Origin of the sequence: Pseudomonas reidholzensis (assembly GCF_900536025.1) — a bacterium.
GTDB classification, from domain to species: Bacteria; Pseudomonadota; Gammaproteobacteria; order Pseudomonadales; family Pseudomonadaceae; genus Aquipseudomonas; species Aquipseudomonas reidholzensis.
In genome coordinates, this window is record NZ_UNOZ01000030.1 from 448274 (window position 1) to 471720 (window position 23447).

The window sequence follows — 23447 nt, forward strand, 5'->3', positions numbered from 1 at the left end:
TTTGGATATTGCTAGCAATCAGCAAGGATCGTTCCTGTTTTGCGCGTGCTGTCGCTATCGCGGGACAAGCCCGCTCCCACGTAGTCCGCGCCGAGCCCAAAACTCGGGCCTTGCAGGGACCTTGTGGGAGCGGGCTTGCCCCGCGAAAGCGTCAGTGCAGGCTGCACAATCCTTAACTGTCTGGCATTGGGACAAGCCCGCGATAGTTTCAGCACAGGCAGCCAGCGTTAACGCTAATGAATAAAAACGCTTAGCCCTGGATGTAGACCACCTGGGTACGGGTGAACTCATACAACCCATGCTTGCCATCCGCGCCGCCGACGCCTGACTTGCGCGCCCCCGCGTGGAAGCCCTGCATGGCCTCGAAGTTCTCCCGGTTGATGTAAGTCTCGCCGAAATCGATCTCGCGGCTGGCTTTGAGGGCGGCGTTGAGGTCGCGGGTATAGATCGACGAGGTCAGCCCGTACTCGCTGTCATTGGCCAGGGCGATCGCTTCGTCCAGGTCATCGATCACCTGGATCGGCAACACCGGGCCGAAAATCTCCTTGCGCATGATCTCCATGTCCGCCGAGCAGCCGGCGAGCACCGTCGGTTGGTAATGGAAACCGGCGCCCAGGTCGGCCACCTGCCCGCCCGTCACCAGCTGGGCGCCCTGCCCGACCGCCGTGCGGACCATCTGCGCCACCTTGTCGAGGCCGGCGCGGTTGATCAGCGGCCCCATGTCCAGGTCTGCCTGTTGCGAAGGGTCGCCATAGCGCGTGGCGGCCATGGCGTGGGCCACCTTGTCGATGAACGCGTCGGCCACCTTGCGCTCGACGTAGACCCGCTCGGCGCAGTTGCACACCTGGCCGGTGTTGATTACCCGCGAGGCGACAATGGCGCGCACGGCAAGGTCCAGATCGGCATCGGCGAGGACAATCGCCGGCGCCTTGCCGCCCAGTTCGAGGTTGAGCTTGGTGATGTTGGGCGCCGCCGCCGCCATGATCCGTGCCCCGGTGGCGACGCTGCCGGTAAAGCTGATCAGGTCAATGCCGGCGTGGCTGGACAAGCCATGGCCGACACTCGCACCGCTGCCGCCGACCACATTGAACACCCCGGCCGGCAGGTCGGTCTCGGCCACCAGCTTGGCGAACTCATAGCAGTTGATCGGCGTTTCTTCGCTGGGCTTGATGACGATGGTGTTGCCGGTCACCAGGGCCGGGGCCATCTTGCGGGCGATCAGGAAGAACGGGAAGTTCCACGGCAGGATCCCCGCCACCACCCCCAGCGGCTTGCGCAGCAGGAAGATGTGCTCGTTGGCGCGGTCGCTGGTCAGCACCTCGCCTTCAAGGCGCCGTGCCCACTCGGCCATGTAGTCCAGGTAATCCGCGGTGAAGTTGACTTCGACCAGCGCCAGGCCGGCGACCTTGCCCTGCTCCTGGGTGATGATCCGCGCCAGGCGCTCGGCATTCGCCCGTACCTTGGCGGCGATCTGCCGCAAGTAGCCGGCGCGCTCGATGGCCGGCGTCGCCGCCCAGCCCTTTTGTGCCTTGCGCGCGGCGCCAATCGCCTGTTCGACCTGCTCGGCGGGCGACTCGGGCACCCGCCCGAGCAGCGCGGCGTTGGCCGGATTGAACACCTCGATCAGCTGCTCGCTGGCGACAAAGCGGTTGTCGATGTAGTTCTGATAGATCGTGTCGGGCATGGTCATCTCACTCCTTGGAAGTGTTGTCGGCGAGCGGCGAAACGGCGGCCGGCTTGGCGCTGAAGCGCTGCCAGACACTGCCTTCGCTTTGCAGATCGTGGGCGCGCTTGATCAGGTACTGGTGCACCTGCTCGACCTGTTCGGGCTTCAGCGCATCGGCGAACGACGGCATGCCGTCTGGCACGCGGCCGCCATAGAGGATGCCGAGGAACATCTGGTGCTTGTCCGCGGTGAGCTTGCGCAGGTCGGGCAACACGCCGCCGCTGACCGCGTGAATGCCGTGGCATTGCGCGCAGTTGCCGTCATACAGCGCCGCGCCGGCCGCGACCGTCTGCGCATCGGCGGTCAGCGCCGGTGGTTTTGGTGCATCGGCCGGCGGTGGCGGCTCGCGCAGGGTGGCGTTGCCGCCGATCTTGTAGGTCAGCACCTGCGAGAACGGCTGCACCCCGGCGCGCAACGACAAGGCCCCGGCAAAGGTCGAGAACGCCCCGCCCCAGCCCGCCATGAACGTCACGTACTGCTCGCCATCGACCGAATAGGTGATGGGCGCGGCCATCACGCCGCTGGCGGCCGGCGACTCCCAGAGCTTCTTGCCGCTGTCGGCGGCATAGGCGATCACCCGGCCATCGGCGCTGCCCTCGAACACCAGGTTGCCCGCCGTGCTCAGGGTGCCGCCGTTGAAGATGGTGATGTACGGCACTTCCCAGGCGGGTGCCTGCTTGACCGGGTCCCAGGCGATCAGCTTGCCAGACCACGTCTTGGCCATGTTGAACAGGCCATCCGGGTCTTCCGGCATCATCCCGGTGCGCAGCCCCAGCTGGTACACGCTCTTGAACGGATTGCGCTTGGGCGCGTCGGGGATGTGCTCGTAATAGGCCGACATGATGTGCGCGGGGATATACACCAGGCCCGTGTTGGGGTTGTAGGACATCGGGTGCCAGTCATGCGCGCCCCAGAACGCCGGCGTCACCAGCTTGCGCTTGCCGTCCTTCCAATAGGCCGCCGCCTCGTCATCGAAGATTGGCCGACCGGTCTTCATGTCGATGCCCTTGGCCCAGTTCACCGGCACGATGTTCTTCGCCGACAGCAGCTCGCCGGTGGCCCGGTCGAGCACATAGAAGAAGCCGTTTTTCGGCGCCTGCATCAGCACCTTGCGTTGCTTGCCGTTGATCGGCAGCTCGGCGAGGATCATGTGCTGGGTGGCGGTGAAGTCCCAGGCGTCGCCTGGGGTGGTCTGGTAGTGCCAGGCGTATTCGCCGGTGTCGGCATTGATCGCGACGATGGACGACAGGAACAGGTTGTCGCCCTTGGCCTGGCTGCGCCATTTCGGGTCCCAGGTCGAGCCATTGCCGACGCCGATGTACAGCAGGTTGAGTTCAGGGTCGTAGGCGAACGAGTCCCACGCCGTGCCCCCGCCGCCCTGCTCGACGAAGGCATCGCCGTGCCAGGTCTTGCTGGCGATTTCCATGGCCTTGTCTTCCGGTGGCAACTTGGGGTCGCCGGGCACGGTGAAGAAGCGCCAGGCCTGCTTGCCGGTCTCGGCGTCATAGGCGGTGACATAACCGCGTACGCCAAACTCGGCGCCGCCGTTGCCGATCACCACCTTGCCGTTGACCACCCGCGGCGCGCCGGTGATGGTGTAGCTGCGCTTGTCGTCGCTGCGCGTGTCCACCGACCAGACGCGTTTGCCGGTCTTGGCATCGATGGCTTCCAGGCGCCCATCCAGCACCCCGACGTAGACCTTGCCCTGCCACACCGCCACACCACGGTTGACCGCATCGCAGCAGGCCTCGCCGGCGCGGTGGCGGTCCGATTGCGGGTCGTACTTCCACAGCAGTTTGCCGTTGCGCGCATCCAGCGCGTAGACCACCGAGAACGGCCCGGTGGTGTACATCACCCCGTCCACCACGATGGGCGTGGCCTCGACACCGCGGTCGAGGTCGAGCTTGTAGCTCCAGGCCAGGCCCAGTTGGTTGACGTTGCTGTCGGTGATGGTCTTCAGCGGGCTGTAGCGCTGCTCGTCGTAGGTTCGCCCGTGGCTCATCCAGTTGCCGGGTTCCTTGTCGGCTTCGATGATGCGCTTGCCGTCCACCTCGGCGGCGTGGCTCGGGCTCAGCCAGGCCAGCGCCAGAAAGGCGTAGCCGGCGGTTCTCATCAGGGCGGTTGGCAGGGGCCGGCGGTGCGGGCCTGAGTAGGTCATCGGCGGATCTCCGTTTCTTGTTATGGGTGTGTCGCTGATGAAGAGAGCAACGCCTGTGCCAGAGACGGCCCATGGGGCTGAAACGGCGTGCCAGACGGGGTTTGCGTGACGGCGGGACGCAGGGCGTGGGCGCTGCGGGTGATGCAGTCGCAGGACAGCTGGCGCAGAGATGACACAGGTGTGTCAGTAGCCTGACCTTTGCAATCGCCCGCCACCGGTGTAAAAAAGTCCACTCCCCATGGCACCAAAGGACCCTCAGCATGCTCTACCGCCCCCTCGGCCAAAGCGGCCTCCAGGTATCAGCCCTCACCCTCGGCAGCATGATGTTCGGCGAGCAGACCAGCACCGAGGATTCGCTGCGGATCATCGACAAGGCCTGGGACCAGGGGATCAACTTCGTTGATACCGCCGACGTCTACAACGGCGGGCGCTCGGAAGAGATCGTCGGCGAGGCGGTGGCGCGCCATCGGCAGGACTGGATCGTTGCCTCCAAAGGCGGCTTCGGCCCGGCGGACGGCCTGCCGAACCGTAGCGGGCTGTCGCGCAAGCACCTGTTCAACGCCCTCGAAGCGACGTTGACGCGGATGGGTACTGACTACCTGGACATCTATTACCTGCACCGCGAAGACCACAAGGTGCCGCTTGAGGAGACCGTGCGGGCGATCGGCGACCTGATACAGCAGGGCAAGATTCGCTACTGGGGGGTGTCCAACTTCCGCGGCTGGCGGATCGCTGAAATCTGCAACGTCGCCGAACGCCTGGGCGTGGCCAAGCCAGTGGTCAGCCAGCCGCTGTACAACATCGTCAACCGCCAGGCCGAGCCCGAGCAGCTCACCGCAGCGGCCTACCATGGCCTCGGCGTGGTGCCGTTCAGCCCGCTGGCCCGGGGCGTGCTCAGCGGCAAGTACGCGCCGGGGGCGGAGCCGGATGCCGGCAGCCGCGCCGGGCGTCAGGACAAGCGCATCATGGAAGTGGAATGGCGCCAGGAGTCGCTGAGCATTGCCCGCCAGATCCAGGCGTACACCGAGGCCAAGGGTGTGGGTATCGTCGAGTTCGCGATTGCCTGGGTACTCAACAACCAGCTGGTCAGCTCAGCGATTGTCGGGCCACGGACCGAGGCGCAGTGGGATACCTACGCGGGGGCGCTGGAGGTGAAGGTCAGCGCCGAGGACGAGGCGTTCATTGATTCGCTGGTGACGCCAGGGCATGCGTCGACACCGGGGTTCAATGACGTGGCGCACTTTGTCACGGGGCGGCTTGCGCGCTAGGCCACAGTGTTTGGGGAGTGCGGCGTGATCGTCGCCGACTTCCTCCACGCTGCCAGAACTGCTCTGATGGATGGCTTGGAGCGCCTTCGCACAGTATGCCTGACCGCTCCGACCCGGCGAACCTGCATCACCAGCTTCGGGCTTGGTGGAGCAAGGAGGCTCAAACAGCTACATCAGAAGCAAACCTGCTCGATAGCCTAATCTCTTCTCCGGGTTTCGCAACTGGTATTTTTGCCAGTTCCCACCTTCTACAATTGACCCGCACAATTCCGCACTCCCGTGCTGACAAGGTGCGCTGCAATGGCAACCGAATATTCACAGTTATATTTTTACCGAAATAATTTACTTTCCACCTCCCTTAACCCCACAGGCCACATATGCGTAGTGTCCGCTCACAATACCCCAGCGGCAGAGACTACTTTCAGTGGCACCTCCACGATGACGCGGTTGTACCATGTGGATGGATTACGTACCCTTCAAGGCGTCAACCGGACGACCCCGCTCAACTATACCGCTTTTGGGTTTTCACCAAGATCGGCCGTAGGGTGCCCATTGCTGGGCTTCACCGGACAACTCCATGACCGGGCCACCAACCTCTACATCCTGGGGAATGGCCGTCGTGCTTACAGTCCAATCCTAATGAGGTTCCACAGCCCAGATCGCCTTAGCCCTTTTGGTAAGGGCGGCATCAACACATACGCCTACTGCGGAGGCGACCCCATTAATTTCAGCGATCCATCAGGGCTATTCAGGAAGTGGTTCCGTAAACAGTTTCGACGCTTGACGGGTCAAACCAAAGCATTCAACAAAGGAGAAACAGCCGGTTTCAAGCGCGGAAAACCAGCTGGCGTTGCGGAGGGGCTAGAAGTTGGGCGCGCGGAAGGAGAGATCATTGGTTTAGAGAAAGGAGAGATCATTGGTTTTAAGAAAGGAGAGATCAGTGGTTTTAAGAAAGGAAAAGCCGCCGGCGTTGCCAAGGGATCCGCCTCCGCTCGCAAAGAAATGTCCTCAAAAACACTTACGCAATTACAGAAAGAAGTCCAGCTCCGTGAACGTACTGCCGACCAGACAGTCCAGCAAGCCTTTAACAATGCTGTAAATGGACAAGCACCGTTTCAATCACTCCGTGCCGATGACGGTACAAACCTACAGCTTAGACAAATCTATGGTATGAGTATGGTTGGCCAGGGCCATTCACATTATCGGGGGAACCGACCTAATGTGTTCTATTATATTGATGAAATCAACGGCGTACGAGGCAACGTAATCGAAACACCCGACTGGCTGTATCTGGACTAAGTTATGTGAGCCATCTACGCGCGCGATCATTCCAACGCCACCCGACGCCACAACCTCGCGTGCTGCGCACTGTGTGATCGTCGCTCGGGTCTATTCGTACAAAGGACAGGTACCCACGGCAGCAGCGTTAGCCGCTCTGTAGCCGTGGGCGGCTTGCCTGGAAAAGGTAACTTGGCACGAAGTGCGACGCGAACACGTACGGAAGGCCGAGCTTGGCCACTAGGTCGGCACCGAGCATGCTGGAACCGAGGATCCAGATCGCATGGCACGTTCGCCGCGGACCGAAAGGGGCGCCTGGGATTCACCCGCAGCCCCTGCAGGGGCACGCTGTCTAGACGGGTGCGAAACGACATAATGCAAGCGTCTAGCCCCCTCCTTGCAACCATTTGATCACCAGCAGGTGCAGTGGATAGAAGGCATACCCCCAGCGCCCGACCCACCCGACCCGCCAATGGTCCAGACGCGACAGCCACAGGCCCGCGCGGCAGTGCTCAGGATGATCAACGAGATCGGCTGCAAGGGGTGCTTGAACAACTGGCTGGTCAGCTCAGCGATTGTCGGACCACGGACCGAGGCGCAGTGGGATACCTACGCGGGTGCGCTGGAGGTGAAGGTCAGCGCCGAGGACGAGGCGTTCATTGATTCGCTGGTGACGCCAGGGCATGCGTCGACACCGGGGTTCAATTACGTGGCGCACTTTGTCAGTGGGCGGCGTGCGCGCTGAGGCTTGGGCAGAGGCTGAAGGTGGCTGCGGTTGTAGAGACGGTTTGCAGCAGAAAGGGCCATGGCGGCCCTTTCAGGGACTGGACACATGCGCATCTCGCTCAGTGCAGCGGCGGTTCGCCAACGATTTCGATATTGATGGCGTACAAGCGATTGTCTGAACGCCGTTCCACGTCATAGGTGACGACCTGCCCTTCGCGAATCACGGCACAACGGTCTTTGAACTCGGTGTGCAGAAAGATGACTTCCTCTTGCAATGAAGCGCCCGGTTCGTTGAGTTGCGCGATTCCAGGATTGGGGCTGTGTACATTTGCGGACATGATCAGCACCTCCGTACTTATAGGGCTGTCCCCCACGCACAGCGTGCGTGAGGGACAGGGCTAGCCGGGTGTTCCGTTGATCACTCAGGGCGGACCTGGGCGGCTTGCATGCCTTTCTGGCCCTTCTCTGCAACGTAGGACACCGGTTGTCCCTCCTTCAGGCTCTTGAACCCGTCGGACTCGATCGCCTTGAAGTGGACGAAGAGATCATCACCGCCGTTTTTCGGGGTAATGAACCCGAAGCCCTTTTCGTCATTGAACCACTTCACCGTACCCTGTTCTCTGTTCGACATTTTTTCGCCCTCGTTGGCTGCATGCGCCTGCTGCGGATAGTCATCACAGAAACCGGCCAGACGGCAGGCTCCTGTGGTTTGCATGTTGCGGGGAATGTCCAGCCAGGGAAACTAGCAATTTTACCAGGTCAGCCCTTGCAGGCCTTTGATCACCAGCAGGTGCAACGGATAGAACCCGTAGCCCCAGCGCCCCACGCGCGGCGCAGGCCAATGCGCCTGACGCACCAGCAAGACCCCCAGCGGCACCGCCAGGGCGGCGGTAGTGAGGACAAGCAACGCGAGAGGTTGCAGCGGGTGCTCGCGCAACCAGCTGTTGGTCAGGTTGCCCGCCATCGCCAGCAGGCTCGGCAGCAGCCAGGCGGCGCCGCCCTGGCGGTAAGCGATCAGCACCGCCGCTGGCAGCAGCACGCCCGGCAAGCCGTACATCAGCTGCTCACTGTAAAACGCCGCAAAGACTGCCGCGCCAATTGCCAGTACCCGCGCGCCAGCCTGCGCATGATGCACGCCCCAGGCGACCAGCAGGCCAAGGGCAAGCGTGGGGATCACGTTGAGCGTCTGCGAGCCCGTGTCGAGCCAGCGATAGGGCCCTTCGGAAAGTACCGCGAACGCCAGCAACCAGCCCAGGTAACGGCCACTGTTGGGAGCGGGCCAGACGCTCGCGGCACTGCGCTGCACATTCAGCGCCAAGGCCAAGCAGAACAGTGGGAACGCCAGGCGCCCGACGATGAACAAACCGTCGGCGCCCGGCCAGAGAAAGCGCAGGTGATCGGCGAGCATGCTCAGCATCGCCAACCACTTGACCAGGTCCAGCCCGGCCGAGCGCATGCTCAGTGCTGGGCCTGTGCCGGGGCAGTCACGCCCAGGTACTTGGCCGTCCACTCGGCCAGCGGCAGCGGTGGCTGCTGGTCGAAGATGCGCTGCCAGATCAAGCCCAGGTCGTGGCTGTTGAACATCGAGTTGGGCGCGGTGCCCGACCACGCTGTCGGGCTGCCGACGACCCACTGGCCGTGGCCATCGCGGGTCGCCATCTGGAAGCGGAAGGTGTAGTTGCCGGGGATGCCCATGCGCAGGTCGGTGACCACCAGCGCATCGCCGACCACGTCATAGCGCAACCAGTCGCCGGTAAACCAGCGCAGGCGTTCGTGCAGGGGCACCCCGGCAAGCGGTTTGGCGGCGTCCAGGTTGAGCGACTGGCGGAGCATCTCCGGGGGCTCGCGGTCGAACGCGCTGCTGACGCCTTCGTAGTAGTGGCCGTCTGGGGTCTTGGCCATCACTCGCCAGACCAGGCTGTTGAAGGCGATTGGCACGGCACGGACTTCACTGACGACAACGCCCTGCTGGTCCAGCGCGGCCTGGAAGCGCTCCTCTGCCGCCATTCGGCTGGCCAGGCCGAAGCCCAGGTAAGCGCTGCTGAAGATCAAGGCCCCGGCCATCAGCGGGATCGCCCGCCCCGCCATGCCTTTGACCAGCGCGAACAGCACCGTGACCAATAGCGGGACGGTGTAGATCGGGTCGATGATGAACACCGCCGCCCAGCTCTCGGGCGTCAGGTGCAACGGCCAGAACAGCTGAGTGCCGTACACCGTGAAGGCGTCGAGCACGGGATGGGTGATCAGCACCAGCCAGAACGCCAGGAACAGCCTGGGCCAGCGGTAGTTCTTTTCAGGCCAGCGCTTGTGCCCGAGCCAGGAGACCAGCCAGGCAAGCAGCAGCGCCAGGCCGGTGAGCACGAAGACGGAATGGGAGAAACCGCGGTGGTAGGTCATCTTCGACACCGGGTCGGCGTAGCGGATGATCACGTCGAGATCGGGCAAGGTGCCCAGGGCAGCGCCATAGAGCAGCGCGCGGCGGCCCTGGAGGCGGCCGAGCACAGTGCCCTGGAGGGCGGCGCCGAGGACGGCTTGGGTGAGTGAGTCCAAGGGGTGGATTCCAGAAAAGGTGTCTGGGCAACCTACCCTTATGTGCGGTGGCAGTGCAATTGCAGTTGAACCTGTAATGGCCTATTCGCGGGGCAAGTCGCATCGGCGCACCGCCGCTCCCACAGGATCTCCGCTGACCGAAAGAGCGGCGCAGAACCTGTGGGAGCGGGCTTGCCCCGCGAAGAGGCCACCAAAGTCAGAACAGCTGCCAGGTGTACACCAGAATCAGCCGATTCTCGTCGATATCGCTGCGATAGTTGGACCTTGCCATGGCATTCCTCACGCGAATCCCCAAGCCCTTGAACACCCCGCCTTGTACCGCATAACCAACGTCCAGGTCGCGCTCGCGGTCCTTGCCCTCATAGCCCAGCCCGGTATCGACATTGTTACCGGTGATGTAGCGCACGGTCGCGGTCAACCCTGGGATACCCATGGCCGCGAAGTTGTAGTCGTAACGCACCTGGTAGGAGCGCTCATCGGTGTAGGCAAACTCATAGGTCGGCACCTCGTTGCCCAACGGGGTGATATTGGCGAATACCCGCGGGAATGGGCTGTCGCCATAGATCCCTTGGTAACCTACATGGAAACTGTGCCCGCCCTGCCTGGCCGTGAGCAGCGAAAAGAACGCCTGGTTATCGATCCTGCCAAGCAACGCATCGCCCTGCTCGCGTGCCGTGAAATACCCCAGGTTGGCACTGAGCACCCAGTCGCCCACCGGCTTGCTGTGCTTGAAGCCCACAAAGCCTTGCTCATAGATATCCTCGAGCTGCCCGTACCACAGGCTGGCACTGCTCTGGTTGGCATTGAACGCATAGTCGCCGCCCACGTAGTTGAACGCATCGCTGGCGGCCTGGCGCATCGGCACATGGCCGAGCATGGCATTGAGCTTGTCGTCGCCGCCTTCATTGCGCAGGTGGGTCGAGGACAGGTGCCCGGCCTGCACCGTCAGGCCGTTGACCTCAGCCGAGCTGAGGCTGACGCCCTGGTAGGTCGGCGGCAGCAGGCGAATATCGCTGAAGGTCAGCACCGGCAAGTTCGGCTGCAATTCGCCAACGCGCAGCTCGGTCTTCGACACGCGCGCCTTGAAGGTCGGCGCCAGGCGGCTGTACTCACCGGCGGCACGGCCATCGCCGTGCACCGGCAAGAGCCCGCTGTTGACCCGGTCCGGACTGCTGTCGAGGCGGATGCCGAGCAGGCCCAGGGCATCGACGCCGAAGCCGACCGGACCTGGCGTGTAGCCCGATTTGAAGTCGAGGATGAAGCCCTGGGCCCACTCCTCGGCCTTGGATTGCTGATTGGCGCCGACGATGTCCGAGAAATCGCGGCTGAAGTAATAGTTGCGGGCGCTGAGGCTGGCCTTGGCATCCTCGAAAAATCCGCTTTCGGCGGCCAGCAGGGGTTGGCTGAGCAAACTGATGCCCAGTGCTACACAAGGGGTAGGTTTCATTGCGAAGCTCTCTTGATCTTGTTGTTATGGATAAAGCATTGGCAACATCAGGCGCGTGGCGAGTCGGCCTCCGTCACGGGTTGCGGCCGGCGTAGACGCAACAGCGCATGCGCGCCGAGGCCGAACAGCAAGCCCCAGAACGCGGCCGACAGCCCAAGAAAGGACACCCCCGAGGCTGTCACCAGAAAGGTGAACAGCCCGGCATCGCGCTCGTGCGGCTCGGCCAGGCTGCGCGCCAGTGCCTCGCTGATCGCGCCGTACAGCGCCAGGCCCGCCAGGGCGGCAATCAACGCGGCTGGAAACGCCGCGAACAGTGACATCAGGGTGGCCCCGGCGATGCCCAGCAGCAGGTACAGCACGCTGCCCGACAGCGCTGCGATATAACGTCGACGCGGGTCCTCATGGGCCTCACGGCCGGTGCACAGGCTGGCGGTGACCGCCGCCAGGTTCAGCCCGTGGCAACCGAACGGCGCCAGCAACGCCCCGCCCAGCGCACTGGCGCTGATCAACGGGCTGGCAGGCGTCGGGTAACCGGCGTTGCGCAGCACCGCCATACCGGGCATGAACTGCCCGGTCAGGGCCACCAGCACCAGCGGCAACGCCAGGCTGAATACGGCCGCGGGGCTGAACTGTGGCGTGATGAACTGCGGCGAAGCCAGTTCCAGCACCAGCGCTTCGCTGCGCAGCTGGCCGCTGAACAGGGTGATCGCGGCGCCGACGCAGAGCACCGCTGCCACGGCGTAGCGCGGTTGCAGCCGACGCATCAGGACATAGCTGGCGAACATCGCCACGACCAGCACCGGCTGCACCGGCAAGGCGCGGAACACCTCGATGCCGAAGCTGAACAGGATGCCGGCCTGCATGCCGGCGGCAATCGAGCCTGGCAAGCGGGCGATCAGTCGGTCGAAAGCGCCACTGATGCCGATCACCAGCAGCACCAGGTTGGCCACCAGGTAGGCGCCGACCGCCTGTTCCAGGCCGATGTGCGGCAGCGCCGTGACCAGTAACGCGGAGCCTGGGATCGACCAGGCGATCACTACCGGGACGCGATAGCGCAGGCTCAGGGCTGCGCCGAGCACGGCGCTGCCCATGGAAACGGCCCAGACCCAGGAGGACAACTGGCCGTGGGACAGGTGGGCGGCTTCGGCGGCGTGGAAGATGATCACCAGCGGGCCGGCGTAGGAAATCATCGTCGCCAGCAGGCCGGCGACGATGGCGGACAGGGAGCAATCCTTGAACAGGTCTTTCATGGGACCTCTCGCAAGACATCGGGCCGGGCTTGGGTGCCCGGCTCTTGTTTTTGTGGTGCCTGCTTCGCGGGTAAACCCGCTCCCACAGGTCGTGTAGGGAAGGGTTTGCCCGCGCAATTGGCAACGCGGGGGTCAGGCCTGCTGCAAGGCTCGCGGGCGTGCGCTGCGCTGCTCGGCGTCGGTGTCTGGCGCCTGCTGCAACTGGAAGTCGAACGTCAGCTCGGCATACCGCCCCGCCACACCGCGCGCACCGTCCTCGCGGAACACCACCTCACCCACCAGCCCATCCCGCGTGGCGTAGGCAAAGTCGTCCCACAGGTACTTGTCGCCCGACAGGTTGATCTGCGTGGTCAGGTGCCGATGCCCCGGCGCCGAGATGAAGAAGTGCACGTGGGCCGGACGCTGGCCATGCCGGCCGAGCAAGTCCAGGCACTCCTGGGTCGGGCCCTGCGGGTCACAGCCGTAGCCCGACGGCACGATGCTGCGCGCGCGGTAACGCCCTTCGGCATCGGTGATGATCCGCCGCCGCAGGTTGTACTCGGACTGGCTCTGGTCGAAGAACGAGTAGGTGCCGCGGGTATTCGCATGCCACAGGTCGACCGTGGCCCCGGCCAGCGGCTGGCCGTGCGGATCGAGCACCTGGCCTTCGAGGAACATCAGCGTGGCGACGCCCTCCTCGCTGCCGTCGTCCATCCGCACCTGGCCCTCGGCCAGCGGCGCCCCGGCCACGTACAGCGGCCCTTCGATGGTCCGTGGGGTGCCGCCGGTGAGGCCGACCTCGGCGTCCTTGGCGTCCTGCAACAGGTCGAGGAAGTGCTCGATGCCCAGCCCCGCGACCAGCAACCCGGCCTCACCGCGCCCACCCAGGCGGTTGAGGTAGTCGACGGCATGCCAGAACTCGTCCTCGCTGACCTCCAGGTCTTCGATCAGCCGGGCGGTGTCCTGCAGCACGCGCTGGACGATGCGCTTGAGGCGTGGGCTGCCCTCGTCGTTGCCGAACCCGGCAGCCTGTTCGAAGAATTTTTGTACGTCGGCAGTCTGGGAAATCTTCACGGTCATGATTGCGTACCTCTGTTGTTCTTGTGCGAGTCGTGGGGTATCAGCGGTCGTCGTCATGCACCGACGACGGATGGCGGCACAGGCCGGCCACTTCGATGTCCATGTAGGGGAACAGCGGCAGCTGCAGCAGGGTGTCGTGCAGGGCCTCGACGCTGGGCACGTCGAACACGCTGTAGTTGGCGTAGTGCCCGGCGATGCGCCACAGGTGGCGCCAGGTGCCGTCGCGCTGCAGGCGCTGGGCCAGTTGTTTTTCCTCAGCCTTGAGTTGCGCGGCCTTGGCCGGGTCCATGTCGACCGGCAGTTTCACGGTCATCTTCACGTGGAACAGCATGTTGTCTCTCCTTGTCTTGAGTCGGGTTCAGCGGCGGGCGAAGCGCGCCAGACGCGCTTCGTCGAGGGTCAGGCCGAGCCCCGGGGTGCGCGGCACGTGCAACTGGAAATCGCGGTACACGGGCGGCTCGTTGACGATCTCCTCGGTCAGCAGCAGCGGGCCGAACAGTTCGGTGCCCCAGGTCAGCTGGCGCAGGGTGAGAAAGGCATGGGCCGAGGCCAGGGTGCCGATCGCGCCTTCGAGCATGGTCCCGCCGTACAGGGCGATGCCCGCCGCTTCGGCGATCTGCGCCGTGCGCAACACCGCACGCGGGCCGCCGTTCTTGGCGATCTTCAGGGCAAAGATGCTCGCCGCACCGTCGGCGGCCAGGCTGAAGGCGTCCTCGACGCTCTCGATCGATTCGTCGGCCATGATCGGCGCCGGGCTGCGCTGGTTGAGGCGGACCTGCCCGGCGCGGTTGATCCGCGAAATCGGTTGTTCGATCAGGTCGATGCCGTTGTCGCCCAACACCTGGCAGGCGCGCAGGGCCTGTGATTCGTCCCAGTACTGGTTGACGTCGACGCGCACGCTGGCCCGCTCGCCCAGTTCACGCTTGATCGCCACCACGTGCTTGAGGTCGTGCTCGACGGGGTTGGCGCCGATCTTCAGCTTGAACAGGCGATGGCGGCGAATCTCCAGCATGTGCTCGGCTTCGGCGATGTCCCGCGCGGTGTCACCGCTGGCCAGGGTCCAGGCGACGTCGAGGCTGTCGCGCACCCGGCCACCGAGCAGCTCGCTGACCGGCAACCCGAGGCGTTTGCCCTGGGCGTCGAGCAGCGCGCTTTCGATGCCGGACTTGGCAAAGGTGTTGCCCTTGGCCAGTTTGTCCAGCAGGAGCATGGCAGCGTTGATGTTGTCCGCCGGCAGGCCGATCAGCGCCGGTGCCAGGTGCGCGTCGATGTTGGCCTTGATCCCTTCCGGGCTCTCGTAGCCGTAGGCCAGGCCGCCAATCGTGGTGGCTTCGCCGATGCCCTCGACGCCGTCGCTGCAGCGCAGGCGCAGGACCACCAGGGTCTGCTGTTGCATGGTGTGCATCGCCAGCTTGTGCGGGCGAATGGTCGGCAGGTCGACGATGATCGCCTCCAGCCGGTCGATAGTCGGGCTTGTCATGCAAGGCCTCCAGTTGCGTCAGTCAAAAGGGTCACGCCTGCGCCGCCGTGGCCAGGCCGTGGCGCCGGCTGCTCAGCAGGTGCACGGCCATGGCCAGCGCGGCGACCGCGCCGGGGATGGCAAAGGCGATGAAGTTCAGTTGCAGCGGCAGGTTGATGCCCATCAGCGCCCCGCCCAGCAGCGGGCCGACGATGGCGCCATTGCGGCCGATGCCCGAGGCCCAGCCAAGGCCGGTGGAGCGCACCGACAGGCCGTACAGCTGGGCGGCGCCGGCGTAGAGCAGGATCTGGGTGCCGATGGTGGTGGCGCCGGCAATGAAGATCAGCAGGTACAGCACCGGCATCGGGCTATTCACCCCAAGCAGGCTGATCGACACCGCGGCGCCGATGAAAAAGGCCACCTTGACCTTGACCAGGTTGTAGCGATCACCCAGCCAGCCGCCGAGAATCGCCCCGGCCATGCCGCCAAAATTCAGCGCGAGCAGGAACGACAGGCTCGAGCCGAGGCTGTAGCCGGCGTTGGCCATGAGTTTGGGCAGCCACGAGCTGAGCGCGTAGACCATCAGCAGGCAGCAGAAGAACGCCAGCCACAGTGCCAGGGTGCGCACCGCCAGGCCATCGCGGAACAGGGCCAGCACCGAGGCGCCCTTGCCCTTGTTATCGCTGGCCTGGAGCAGGTCGTCGTCGCGCACGTCGCAGTCAGGGTCGAGGCGTTTGAGCAGCGCGCGCGCCTCGTCGCTGCGGCCCTGGCGCACCAGAAAGCCGATCGACTCGGGCAGGTAATAGAGGATCACCGGCAACAGCAGCAGCGGCAGCGCGGCGGCGAAGAACATCGACTCCCAGCCGAACCGTGGCAGCAGGAAGATGCCGACACCGGCCGACAACATGCCACCCAGCGAATAGCCGCTGAACATGACCGCCACCAGGGTGCTGCGCAGGCGCTTGGGCGCGTACTCGTTCATCAGGGCCACGGCGTTGGGCATCAAGCCGCCGCAGCCGAGCCCGGCGATGAAGCGGTAGATGCCGAACTCGCTGGGCGAGCTGGCGAAACCATTGAGAATGGTCGCGCCGGAAAACAACGCGAAACAGATGGCGATGCCTTTCTTGCGCCCGATGCGGTCAGCCAGGCTGCCGAACAGCAGGGCGCCGAACATCATGCCGAACAGCGCATAGCTGCCCAGCGCACCGGCTTGCAGGGGCGTCAGCCCCCACTCTTTCATGATCACCGGCAGTACCACGCCGTAGATGAACAGGTCGTAGCCGTCGAAGACCAGCAGCAGGCCGCACCAGGCCATGACCATCCAGTGGAAGGGTGAAAAACGCGCGTTATCGATGATCGGGTGGACGTCGAGGGTTCGCATGGCATCTGTCTCTGTTGTTTTTGTTGTGTGAGGTCCTGCTTGCGGGGCGCTGCTCAGCCGAGGTCGCCGCCGCCGACCGGCAAGGTCACGCCGGTGATGTAGGAGGCCTCGTCGGAGGCCAGGAAGAGGATCGCGCCGACCTGTTCGTCGATGCTGCCGTAGCGTTTCATCAGGCTGCTGTCGAGGGTCTGGTCGACGATCTGCTGGTACCAGGCCTTGTCCAGCGCGCTCTGTTCACCGTCGTTGCGCGGGATGCGCCGCGGCGGGGCTTCGGTGCCACCGGGCGCGGTCGCGTTGACCCGGATACCGCGTTCAGCGGTCTCGAAGGCCAGGCACGCGGTCAGCGCGTTCACCCCGCCCTTGGCGGCACCGTAGGGCACGCGATTGACGCCACGGGTGGCGATCGAGGAAACGTTGACGATGGCCCCGGCACCCTGCTCGAGCATGTACGGCAGCGCCGCGTGGCAGCACCACAGGGTGGGGAACAGCGAGCGGCGCACCTCGGCCTCGATCTGCTCGGGCTGGTAGTGCTCGAAGGGCTTGGCCCAGATCGTGCCGCCGACGTTGTTGACGAGGATGTCGAGCCGGCCGAAGGTTTCCACGGCGCTGGCCATGACCCGGGTGCATTCGCTGTGTTGTTCGAGGTCGGCGATCAGCGTCAGCACGCCCTCCCCGGCCAGCTCGTGGACCAGCTCGGAGCGGTCTACCGCGACCACGCGCGCGCCTTCGGCCTTGAGCCGCCAGCACACCCCGCGGCCGATGCCTTGGGCGGCGCCGGTGACCAGGGCGACCTTGCCTTGGAATCGTGTATTCATCGTTGACGCCTTATGGGAGGTTGTCTTCACGAATAAAAAGGGGCCGCCCACACCCGCACGATGGGGGCAGCCCAAGAGAACACTCAGGCGGCCGCGGCGAACTTCTCGTAGTAGAAGTTGGCCGGGGTGATGCCTTGCTCGCGGATGTACTGGCTGACCGCCTCGACCATCGGCGGCGGCCCGCACAGGTACACGTCGACGTCACCGTCGTTGAGGTGGCGCGGTTCGATGTGCTGGGTCACGTAACCCTTGTGCGGGTACTCGCTGGCCGGGTTGGCCACACAGGCGCTGTAGGTGAAGTTGGGGATACGCGCGGCCAGCGCCTGCAGGCGGTCCAGCTCGACCAGGTCGAAGTCGTTGGTGACCCCGTAGATCAGGTGCAGGGGGTGTTCACTGCCGGCCTCGGCGATCTTCTCGAGCATCGCCGTGAACGGCGCCAGCCCGGTGCCGCCGGCCAGCAGCAACAACGGCCGCTGGATCGGGCGCAGGTAGAAACTGCCCAACGGCCCGGCCAGGCTCATGCTGTCGCCGGCCTTGGCCAGGCTGGTGAGAAAGCTGCTCATCAGCCCGCCAGGCACGTTGCGGATCAGGAAGCTGACTTCGCCATCCTTGGCCAGCGAGCTGAACGAATAGGCACGGCTCTGTTCGCTGCCGGGCACCTTGAGGTTGACGTACTGGCCGGGCAGAAACGCCAGGCTGCTCAGCGACTCGCCCTTGATCGACAGCGCAATGGTGCTTTCGGACAGTTGGCGGACGTCGCTGATGGCGGCCTCGAAGCTGGCCTGCTCGGTCTTGCACAGTTGCGACGAGGCCGGGATGCGCAGCACGCAGTCGGATTCGGCGCGCATCTGGCAGGTCAGCACATAGCCCTGGGCGAGTTCTTCCTCGCTGAGGGCGTCCTCGATGAAGTTGTCACCGAGTTCATAGCGACCGGCTTCGGCCTTGCATTTACAGGTGCCGCAGGCGCCATCGCGGCAGTCCAGCGGGATGTTGATGCCCTGCCGGTACGCTGCATCAGCGACCGTTTCGTGGCCATCAGCCTGAATGAAACGGGTGACCCCGTCTTCGAAATTGAGTGCGATCTGGAAGCTCATGTTGCACCTCGCGGGCGCGTCTGGCCGCGGCGCGCCTGAGGCACACCGAGCGGCTCACGCCTTGACCTGACGTCAGATGTGGTAGATGTCGATGACCTGGCGAACGTAGTCGTTCTTCAGCACCACCTTCTTGGCCAGGATCCGCGGCTGCTCGCCGCGTATATCCAGGGTGTAGAAGCTGCTGCCGAAATAACTGTCGGTGGTCTTGTAGCGAAAGCTCAGGGTGTGCCAGTTGAAGCGCACCTGGCACTGGCCAGCGCTGTGCTCGACGATCTCGATGTTGCTGAGGTTGTGCGAGGTGCGGGTGTCCGGCACGGTCGCGCTGGAGCGCTCGGTCTTGATCCGGAACACGCGGTCTTCGAGCCCCCCACGGTTGCCGTACCAGATCAGCGAGATCTCGCTTTGCGGGTCTTCGGTGAGCTGGTCGTTGTCATCCCACGACGGCATCCAGAAGGTCGCCTCGGCGGCGTACAGCTCCAGCCACTGATCCCACTCGGCATCGTCCAGGTAGCGCGCTTCGCGGTAGAGAAAGTCGCGCACCGTGCTGTAGAGATCGTTCATCGCACGGCCTCCACGGGGATCAACTGCGGCGCGTCGGCGAGCGCCTTGAGCATGGTCTCCTGCCAGTACTTGTGCTGCAGCACGAACAGCCCTTCGTCCTCGGTGCGCACGCCCGACAGCAGTGGCTCCAGCTCAATCTCCCTGGCCGCCTCATCAGCGCCCTCGACCCAGTGCTTGGCGCCGCGCGACATGTCGTTCCAGCCCGTGCCGGCGCCGTAGCCGGTCTGGCACGAGCGGAACTCCTCGAGGTCGTCCGGGGTGGCCATGCCGCTGACATTGAAGAAGTCTTCGTACTGGCGAATACGCTTGGCGCGGGCCTCGCTGCTCTCACCCTTGGGCGCGATGCAGTAGATGGTGATTTCGGTCTTGTTCACCGAAATCGGCCGGGCGACGCGGATCTGCGAGCTGAACTGGTCCATCAGGTAGACGTTGGGGTACAGGCACAGGTTGCGCGAGTTCTCGATCATCCAGTCGGCGCGGGCCTGGCCGAAGTCGGCGGCCAGTTGCTCGCGGCGCTCGTAGGCCGGGCGGTCTTCGGGGTTGGCCCAGCGGGTCCAGAGCAGCAGGTGGCCGTGGTCGAACGAGTAGAAACCGCCGCCCTGCTTGGCCCAGGAGCCGGCGCTCATGGTCTTGATCTCGTCGCCGCTTTCGCGTTGCTTGCGCTGGTTCTGGGTGGCGGCGTAGTTCCAGTGCACGGAGCTGACGTGGTAGCCGTCGGCGCCGTTTTCGGCGGTCAGCTTCCAGTTGCCTTCATAGATGTAGGAGCTTGAGCCGCGCAGCACTTCCAGGCCTTCGGGCGACTGGTCGACGATCATGTCGATGATCTTCGCCGACTCGCCGAGGTGTTCGACCAGGGGTTTGACGTCGGCATTGAGGCTGCCGAACAGGAAGCCGCGGTACGACTCGAAGCGGGCGACCTTGGTCAGGTCGTGCGAGCCGTCGCAATTGAAGCTGTCGGGGTAGCCGGCATTGCTCGGGTCTTTGACCTTGAGCAGCTTGCCGCTGTTGTTGAAGGTCCAGCCGTGGAACGGGCAGGTGTAGCTGGAGCGGTTGCCGCGTTTGTGCCGGCAGAGCATGGCGCCGCGGTGGCTGCAGGCGTTGAGGAACGCGTTGAGCTGGCCGTCTTTGTTGCGGGCGATGAAGACGGGCTGACGGCCCATGTTCAGGGACAGGAAATCGTTGATTTCGGGGATCTGGCTTTCGTGGGCCAGGTAGATCCAGTTGCCTTCGAAGATGTGTTGCATTTCGAGGTCGAACAGGCGCGGGTCGGTAAACATTTCCCGCTTGCAGCGGTAGACGCCGGACTCCCGGTCGTCCTCGAGCATGGCATTGAGGTAGTCGAATCCCAGGGACATGGCCAGGGTCTCCAATTGTTATTGTTCAGGCCAGGTCAGGGTATGTGGCGGGGGTATGACGGGATATCCGGATCGTGCAGAGTGCTATCCGTTTTGTGCAGGGCTTGGGCTTGGGCTTGGGCTTGGGCTTTTAGATTGCGGGCTTATCCATTGGGTGTGGCGGCCTTGCTGGCCCCTTCCGCCCTTACGGCGGGTCACTTTTTTTCTTGGAAAAAAGTAACCAAAAACCGCTGGCTCCCACATCCGGCCCTCCGCTGCGCTGCGGGTCCCCTCACTCCGGTCTTGCTCCCGCGTGGACCGGGCTGTACGGGCCTTCCTGGCCCCCAGCCCTTGCCGGCCTTCCTGGCCGTCACCCCGCTCCGCAAGACCTCCGCTCGGCCTCCTGAGGTCGCCAAGTTAGGGGTGGCGCCTGGGCTGGCGTTATCTTCGACAGTGGCAATGGTGGTGGATAGCTTGGCCTCTTCGCGGGTAAACCCGCTCCCACAGGGACCGCAGTGGCCTTACGGTCAGCAGAGAACCTGTGGGAGCGGGTTTACCCGCGAAGAGGCCGGAACTGCCAATGCACATTCTGGCGCTGACGCGCTGTACCGCCCTTATAAACCCGCGAGAGCGCAGCGATTCGCCAGCCGTTGCCCTGGCCCTTGATCTTGATCTGGCCCTTGATCTGGCGTGTGATCTTGATCTACTGCGACTTCAGGAGGCCGAACGGAGGTCTTGCGAAGCGAGGTGACGGCCATGGAAGGCCGGCAAGGGCTGCGGGCCAGGAAGGCCCGTACAGCCCGGTCCTCGCGGGAGCAAGGCCGGAGTGAGGGAACCCGTAGCGCAGCGAAGGGCCGGATGCAGGAGCAAGCGGTTTTTGGTTACTTTTTTCCAAGAAAAAAAGTGACCCGCCGTAAGGGCGGAAGGGGCCAGTTGCCGCACCACAGCGAACGGATAAGCTCGACAAACGAAACGCATCAGCACCAGCAGCTACCCCCAAAAATCCGTGAAGAACCTTTTTTTGTGCTTCATGGACTGTCGGGGGGGGGCACATCACGTAGCGCGACCCTCCGGCCATTCACCCTCGCCAAGCAATGCGGCAACGGTTCGCTCGCCCAGCCCAAGGCCGACGCTCATGCCCAGGCCAGTGTGCATCAGCACGGCGCTCACGCCCTCGGCCGCACGCACCACGCTGAAGGGGCCCGGGCCGCGTGTGCCGTAGACGCCCTGCCAACGCTCGAGCACCTGCAGGCGCCCGCCCAACGTGTGCTCGGCAAGCTCGATGAGCAGCTCATCCACACCCTCCTCGTTGAACGGTACGGCATCGCTGCCGTAGTCGTGAGAGTCACCGATGATCAGCTCACCGTAAGGCGTCGGGCTGATCAGCAGATGAATGCCACGCACTTCCAGCACCGGGTAATCGCGGCGTATCTCCGTGCGGATCGCTTCGGCCTCGGGCAGGTCGCTGAAGGCGCCGTAATGCACGCAGCTCAGCCCCGTGAGCAGCGCATGCTGCAGGTCCAGTGGCTGCGCCGGCCGGGCCCGCAGCATCTGCAGGCGACAGACCGACGGCTGCAATCGGGCCATGTGATCGGCCAGCAAGGTCTGATAGTCGTGACCGGAGCAGACGACGATGTGACGTGCCGAAAAGCGCCCTGCGGTGGTCAGCGCACTGCCTGGCTCGACGTCCCGTACCAGCGTCGAAAAGTGGAACTGGACACCCTCCCCGGCCAGGTAGTCGATGATCTGCGGCAGCGCTTCGCGGGAGAACAGTTGCCTGTCATCCAGGCCGTGCAAGGCTGCACGGTGATGGGCGAAGCGGCCGTCATAAAGACGGTCGAGGGCCGCCCCGCGCAGTAGCTCGGTGCGGTAGCCGAGCGCCTGGCCACGGCCGGCGCAGAATGCCTCCAGCATAGCCTCTTCGGCCGCGGTGCGGGCGAAAATCAGGGAGCCCTGCTGCTTCATCGCCAGCCCGGCGGCCGCGCCCAACTGGGCCCAAAGGCCGTGGGACTGGCGCGCCAGGTCGAGCATCGGGCCGGGGGCCTGACCGGTCACCAAGGCCTGACCGAAATTGCGAATGGATGCCCCCAGGGGTGTGCAGCTGCGTTCGAATACGCGAACCTTGAGGCCGCGACGAACACCCGCCCAGGCATGAGCAAGACCTAGTATGCCGGCACCTACGATCAGCAGGTCACAGTCGTGCTGACTCATGAAAACTCCTCGAGAGGGGTCAAGTGGCCGCCAGAGCGACCAACCGATTGAAATGGAAGACGTAAGGGTTACTGACTGACCGGCTCGGACTTGCCGTCATAGCGCTTACGCCATTCGGCGAGAATCCGCTCACGGTTCTCCGAGGCCCAGTCGAAGTCGTTGTTTATCAGGCGTTGTTCGTAGTCGGCCGGCAGCTCCTGAAAACGCTCGGCAATGCCCGGCTGAGCCAGCACCGCGAAGTTGGCCTTGTACAGCTCCATGGCCTCCCGGCTGGCCGCGAAGTCGGCAAGCTTCCTGGCCGCATCCAGGTGCTGAGTGCCCTTGATGATCGCGCTCGCCTCGACCTCCCAGCCCAGGCCCTCCTTGGGCAGCACGATGGCCAGCGGCGCGCCCTTGCGCTTGAGCTGAACGGCCGGGTACTCGAAGGAGATGCCGATCGGAAACTCGCCGGCAGCTGCCTGCTTGCAAGGCTTGGAGCCGGAATGGGTGTACTGACCGATGTTCTGGTGCAGCTTGTCCATGTAGGCCCAACCGCCGTCTTCACCGAAGATCTGCAGCCAGGCGCTGACGTCCAGGTATCCGGTACCGGAAGACGCCGGGTTGGGCATGACGATCTTGCCCTTGTAGACCGGGTCGGTCAGGTCTTCCCACTTGGTCGGCTTCGGCAACCCCTGTTTCTCTGCCTCGATGGTGTTGAAGCAGATGCTCGCGGCCCACACGTCCATGCCCACCCAGGCGGGTGGATTGTCGCTGTCACGGTAGTTCGCGCCGATCTTGTCGAGGCTGGCCGGCGCGTAGGCTTCGAGCATGCCCTGCTGTTTGAGGATGGCCAGGCTGGAACCGGCGAGGCCCCAGACGGCATCGGCCTGCGGCCGATCCTTCTCGGCCAGCAGCTTGGCGGTGACGATCCCGGTGGAGTCGCGTACCCATTTGATGCGGATGTCGGGGTGCTGCTTCTCGAAGGCCTGCTGGTAAGGCTTGAGCTGCTCGACTTCGAGAGCGCTGTAGACGGTCAGCTCGGTGGCGGCCTGGGCATGCAGGGTGCCGGCGGCGAGCAGGCCAGCGGCAAGGGCGATGCGCTTGAACATGGTGTGGTTCCACTGTGCGGGGATAGGCGTACGAATGGGCAA

The 23447-nt window shown here is 64.3% G+C and carries 20 protein-coding genes and 2 pseudogenes; 3 read left to right on the forward strand and 19 right to left on the reverse strand.

What is annotated here, in order from left to right:
* Positions 1-250: 250 nt before the first annotated feature.
* Positions 251-1684, reverse strand: a complete 1434-nt coding sequence (aldA, locus tag CCOS865_RS21610) for an aldehyde dehydrogenase (RefSeq protein WP_119144868.1) — start codon at positions 1682-1684, stop codon at positions 251-253.
* 7 nt (positions 1685-1691) lie between these two features.
* Complete coding sequence (locus CCOS865_RS21615; protein WP_244216169.1) at positions 1692-3839, reverse strand: PQQ-dependent dehydrogenase, methanol/ethanol family; 2148 nt, start codon at positions 3837-3839, stop codon at positions 1692-1694.
* Between the two features lie 305 nt (positions 3840-4144).
* On the opposite strand from CCOS865_RS21615, the gene CCOS865_RS21620 reads away from it, so the two are divergent.
* Positions 4145-5152, forward strand: a complete 1008-nt coding sequence (locus tag CCOS865_RS21620) for an aldo/keto reductase (RefSeq protein WP_119144630.1) — start codon at positions 4145-4147, stop codon at positions 5150-5152.
* 300 nt (positions 5153-5452) lie between these two features.
* The gene (locus tag CCOS865_RS21625; protein ID WP_119144632.1) at positions 5453-6451 is read left to right on the forward strand and encodes an RHS repeat-associated core domain-containing protein; all 999 of its coding nucleotides are present in this window, start codon (positions 5453-5455) and stop codon (positions 6449-6451) included.
* Positions 6452-6605: 154 nt separating this feature from the next.
* Here CCOS865_RS21625 and CCOS865_RS28500 read toward each other — a convergent pair.
* Positions 6606-6710, reverse strand: a pseudogene (locus tag CCOS865_RS28500) (alkane 1-monooxygenase); the annotation flags it as partial.
* 264 nt (positions 6711-6974) lie between these two features.
* Between CCOS865_RS28500 and CCOS865_RS21635 the strand changes: the two are divergent.
* Positions 6975-7175, forward strand: a pseudogene (locus CCOS865_RS21635) (aldo/keto reductase); the annotation flags it as partial.
* 100 nt (positions 7176-7275) lie between these two features.
* On the opposite strand, the gene CCOS865_RS28090 reads toward CCOS865_RS21635, so the two are convergent.
* From CCOS865_RS28090 to CCOS865_RS21715, 16 genes are all read right to left on the reverse strand, one after another.
* Complete coding sequence (locus CCOS865_RS28090; protein WP_147406531.1) at positions 7276-7494, reverse strand: hypothetical protein; 219 nt, start codon at positions 7492-7494, stop codon at positions 7276-7278.
* A gap of 80 nt (positions 7495-7574) precedes the next feature.
* Positions 7575-7787, reverse strand: a complete 213-nt coding sequence (locus tag CCOS865_RS21640; RefSeq protein ID WP_119144634.1) for a cold-shock protein — start codon at positions 7785-7787, stop codon at positions 7575-7577.
* A gap of 120 nt (positions 7788-7907) precedes the next feature.
* The gene (locus CCOS865_RS21645; protein ID WP_119144636.1) at positions 7908-8612 is read right to left on the reverse strand and encodes a TraX family protein; all 705 of its coding nucleotides are present in this window, start codon (positions 8610-8612) and stop codon (positions 7908-7910) included.
* 2 nt (positions 8613-8614) lie between these two features.
* On the reverse strand, positions 8615-9706 hold the full coding sequence (locus tag CCOS865_RS21650; RefSeq protein WP_119144638.1) for a metal-dependent hydrolase: 1092 nt from the start codon (positions 9704-9706) through the stop codon (positions 8615-8617).
* Positions 9707-9902: 196 nt separating this feature from the next.
* On the reverse strand, positions 9903-11153 hold the full coding sequence (locus tag CCOS865_RS21655) for an OprD family porin (RefSeq protein ID WP_119144640.1): 1251 nt from the start codon (positions 11151-11153) through the stop codon (positions 9903-9905).
* Positions 11154-11200: 47 nt separating this feature from the next.
* On the reverse strand, positions 11201-12403 hold the full coding sequence (locus CCOS865_RS21660) for a benzoate/H(+) symporter BenE family transporter (protein WP_119144642.1): 1203 nt from the start codon (positions 12401-12403) through the stop codon (positions 11201-11203).
* Positions 12404-12535: 132 nt separating this feature from the next.
* Positions 12536-13462 (reverse strand): catechol 1,2-dioxygenase, encoded by a 927-nt coding sequence (gene catA / locus CCOS865_RS21665; protein ID WP_119144644.1) that lies wholly within the window; start codon positions 13460-13462, stop codon positions 12536-12538.
* Positions 13463-13502: 40 nt separating this feature from the next.
* Positions 13503-13793 carry a muconolactone Delta-isomerase gene (catC, locus tag CCOS865_RS21670; RefSeq protein ID WP_119144646.1) on the reverse strand — a complete coding sequence of 97 codons (291 nt, stop codon included), beginning with the start codon at positions 13791-13793 and terminating at the stop codon, positions 13503-13505.
* 27 nt (positions 13794-13820) lie between these two features.
* Complete coding sequence (locus CCOS865_RS21675) at positions 13821-14942, reverse strand: muconate cycloisomerase family protein (RefSeq protein ID WP_119144648.1); 1122 nt, start codon at positions 14940-14942, stop codon at positions 13821-13823.
* Positions 14943-14973: 31 nt separating this feature from the next.
* Positions 14974-16302: an MFS transporter gene (locus CCOS865_RS21680; protein WP_119144650.1), complete on the reverse strand. Its 1329-nt coding sequence runs from the start codon at positions 16300-16302 to the stop codon at positions 14974-14976.
* Positions 16303-16355: 53 nt separating this feature from the next.
* Positions 16356-17117 carry a 1,6-dihydroxycyclohexa-2,4-diene-1-carboxylate dehydrogenase gene (locus CCOS865_RS21685; protein ID WP_119144652.1) on the reverse strand — a complete coding sequence of 254 codons (762 nt, stop codon included), beginning with the start codon at positions 17115-17117 and terminating at the stop codon, positions 16356-16358.
* Between the two features lie 83 nt (positions 17118-17200).
* Positions 17201-18211, reverse strand: coding sequence for a benzoate 1,2-dioxygenase electron transfer component BenC (gene benC, locus CCOS865_RS21690; protein WP_119144654.1), 1011 nt, complete (start codon positions 18209-18211; stop codon positions 17201-17203).
* A 72-nt stretch (positions 18212-18283) separates the two neighbouring features.
* A complete protein-coding gene (gene benB / locus CCOS865_RS21695; RefSeq protein WP_119144656.1) occupies positions 18284-18772 on the reverse strand; it encodes a benzoate 1,2-dioxygenase small subunit in 489 nt (162 codons plus the stop codon).
* Positions 18769-20127, reverse strand: coding sequence for a benzoate 1,2-dioxygenase large subunit (benA, locus tag CCOS865_RS21700; RefSeq protein WP_119144658.1), 1359 nt, complete (start codon positions 20125-20127; stop codon positions 18769-18771). Before benA ends, benB begins: the two co-directional genes overlap by 4 nt.
* Positions 20128-21159: 1032 nt before the next feature.
* Positions 21160-22317, reverse strand: coding sequence for a TIGR03364 family FAD-dependent oxidoreductase (locus tag CCOS865_RS21710; protein ID WP_119144662.1), 1158 nt, complete (start codon positions 22315-22317; stop codon positions 21160-21162).
* A 68-nt stretch (positions 22318-22385) separates the two neighbouring features.
* Positions 22386-23405, reverse strand: a complete 1020-nt coding sequence (locus tag CCOS865_RS21715; RefSeq protein ID WP_119144663.1) for a putative 2-aminoethylphosphonate ABC transporter substrate-binding protein — start codon at positions 23403-23405, stop codon at positions 22386-22388.
* Between the last annotated feature and the right edge of the window lie 42 nt (positions 23406-23447).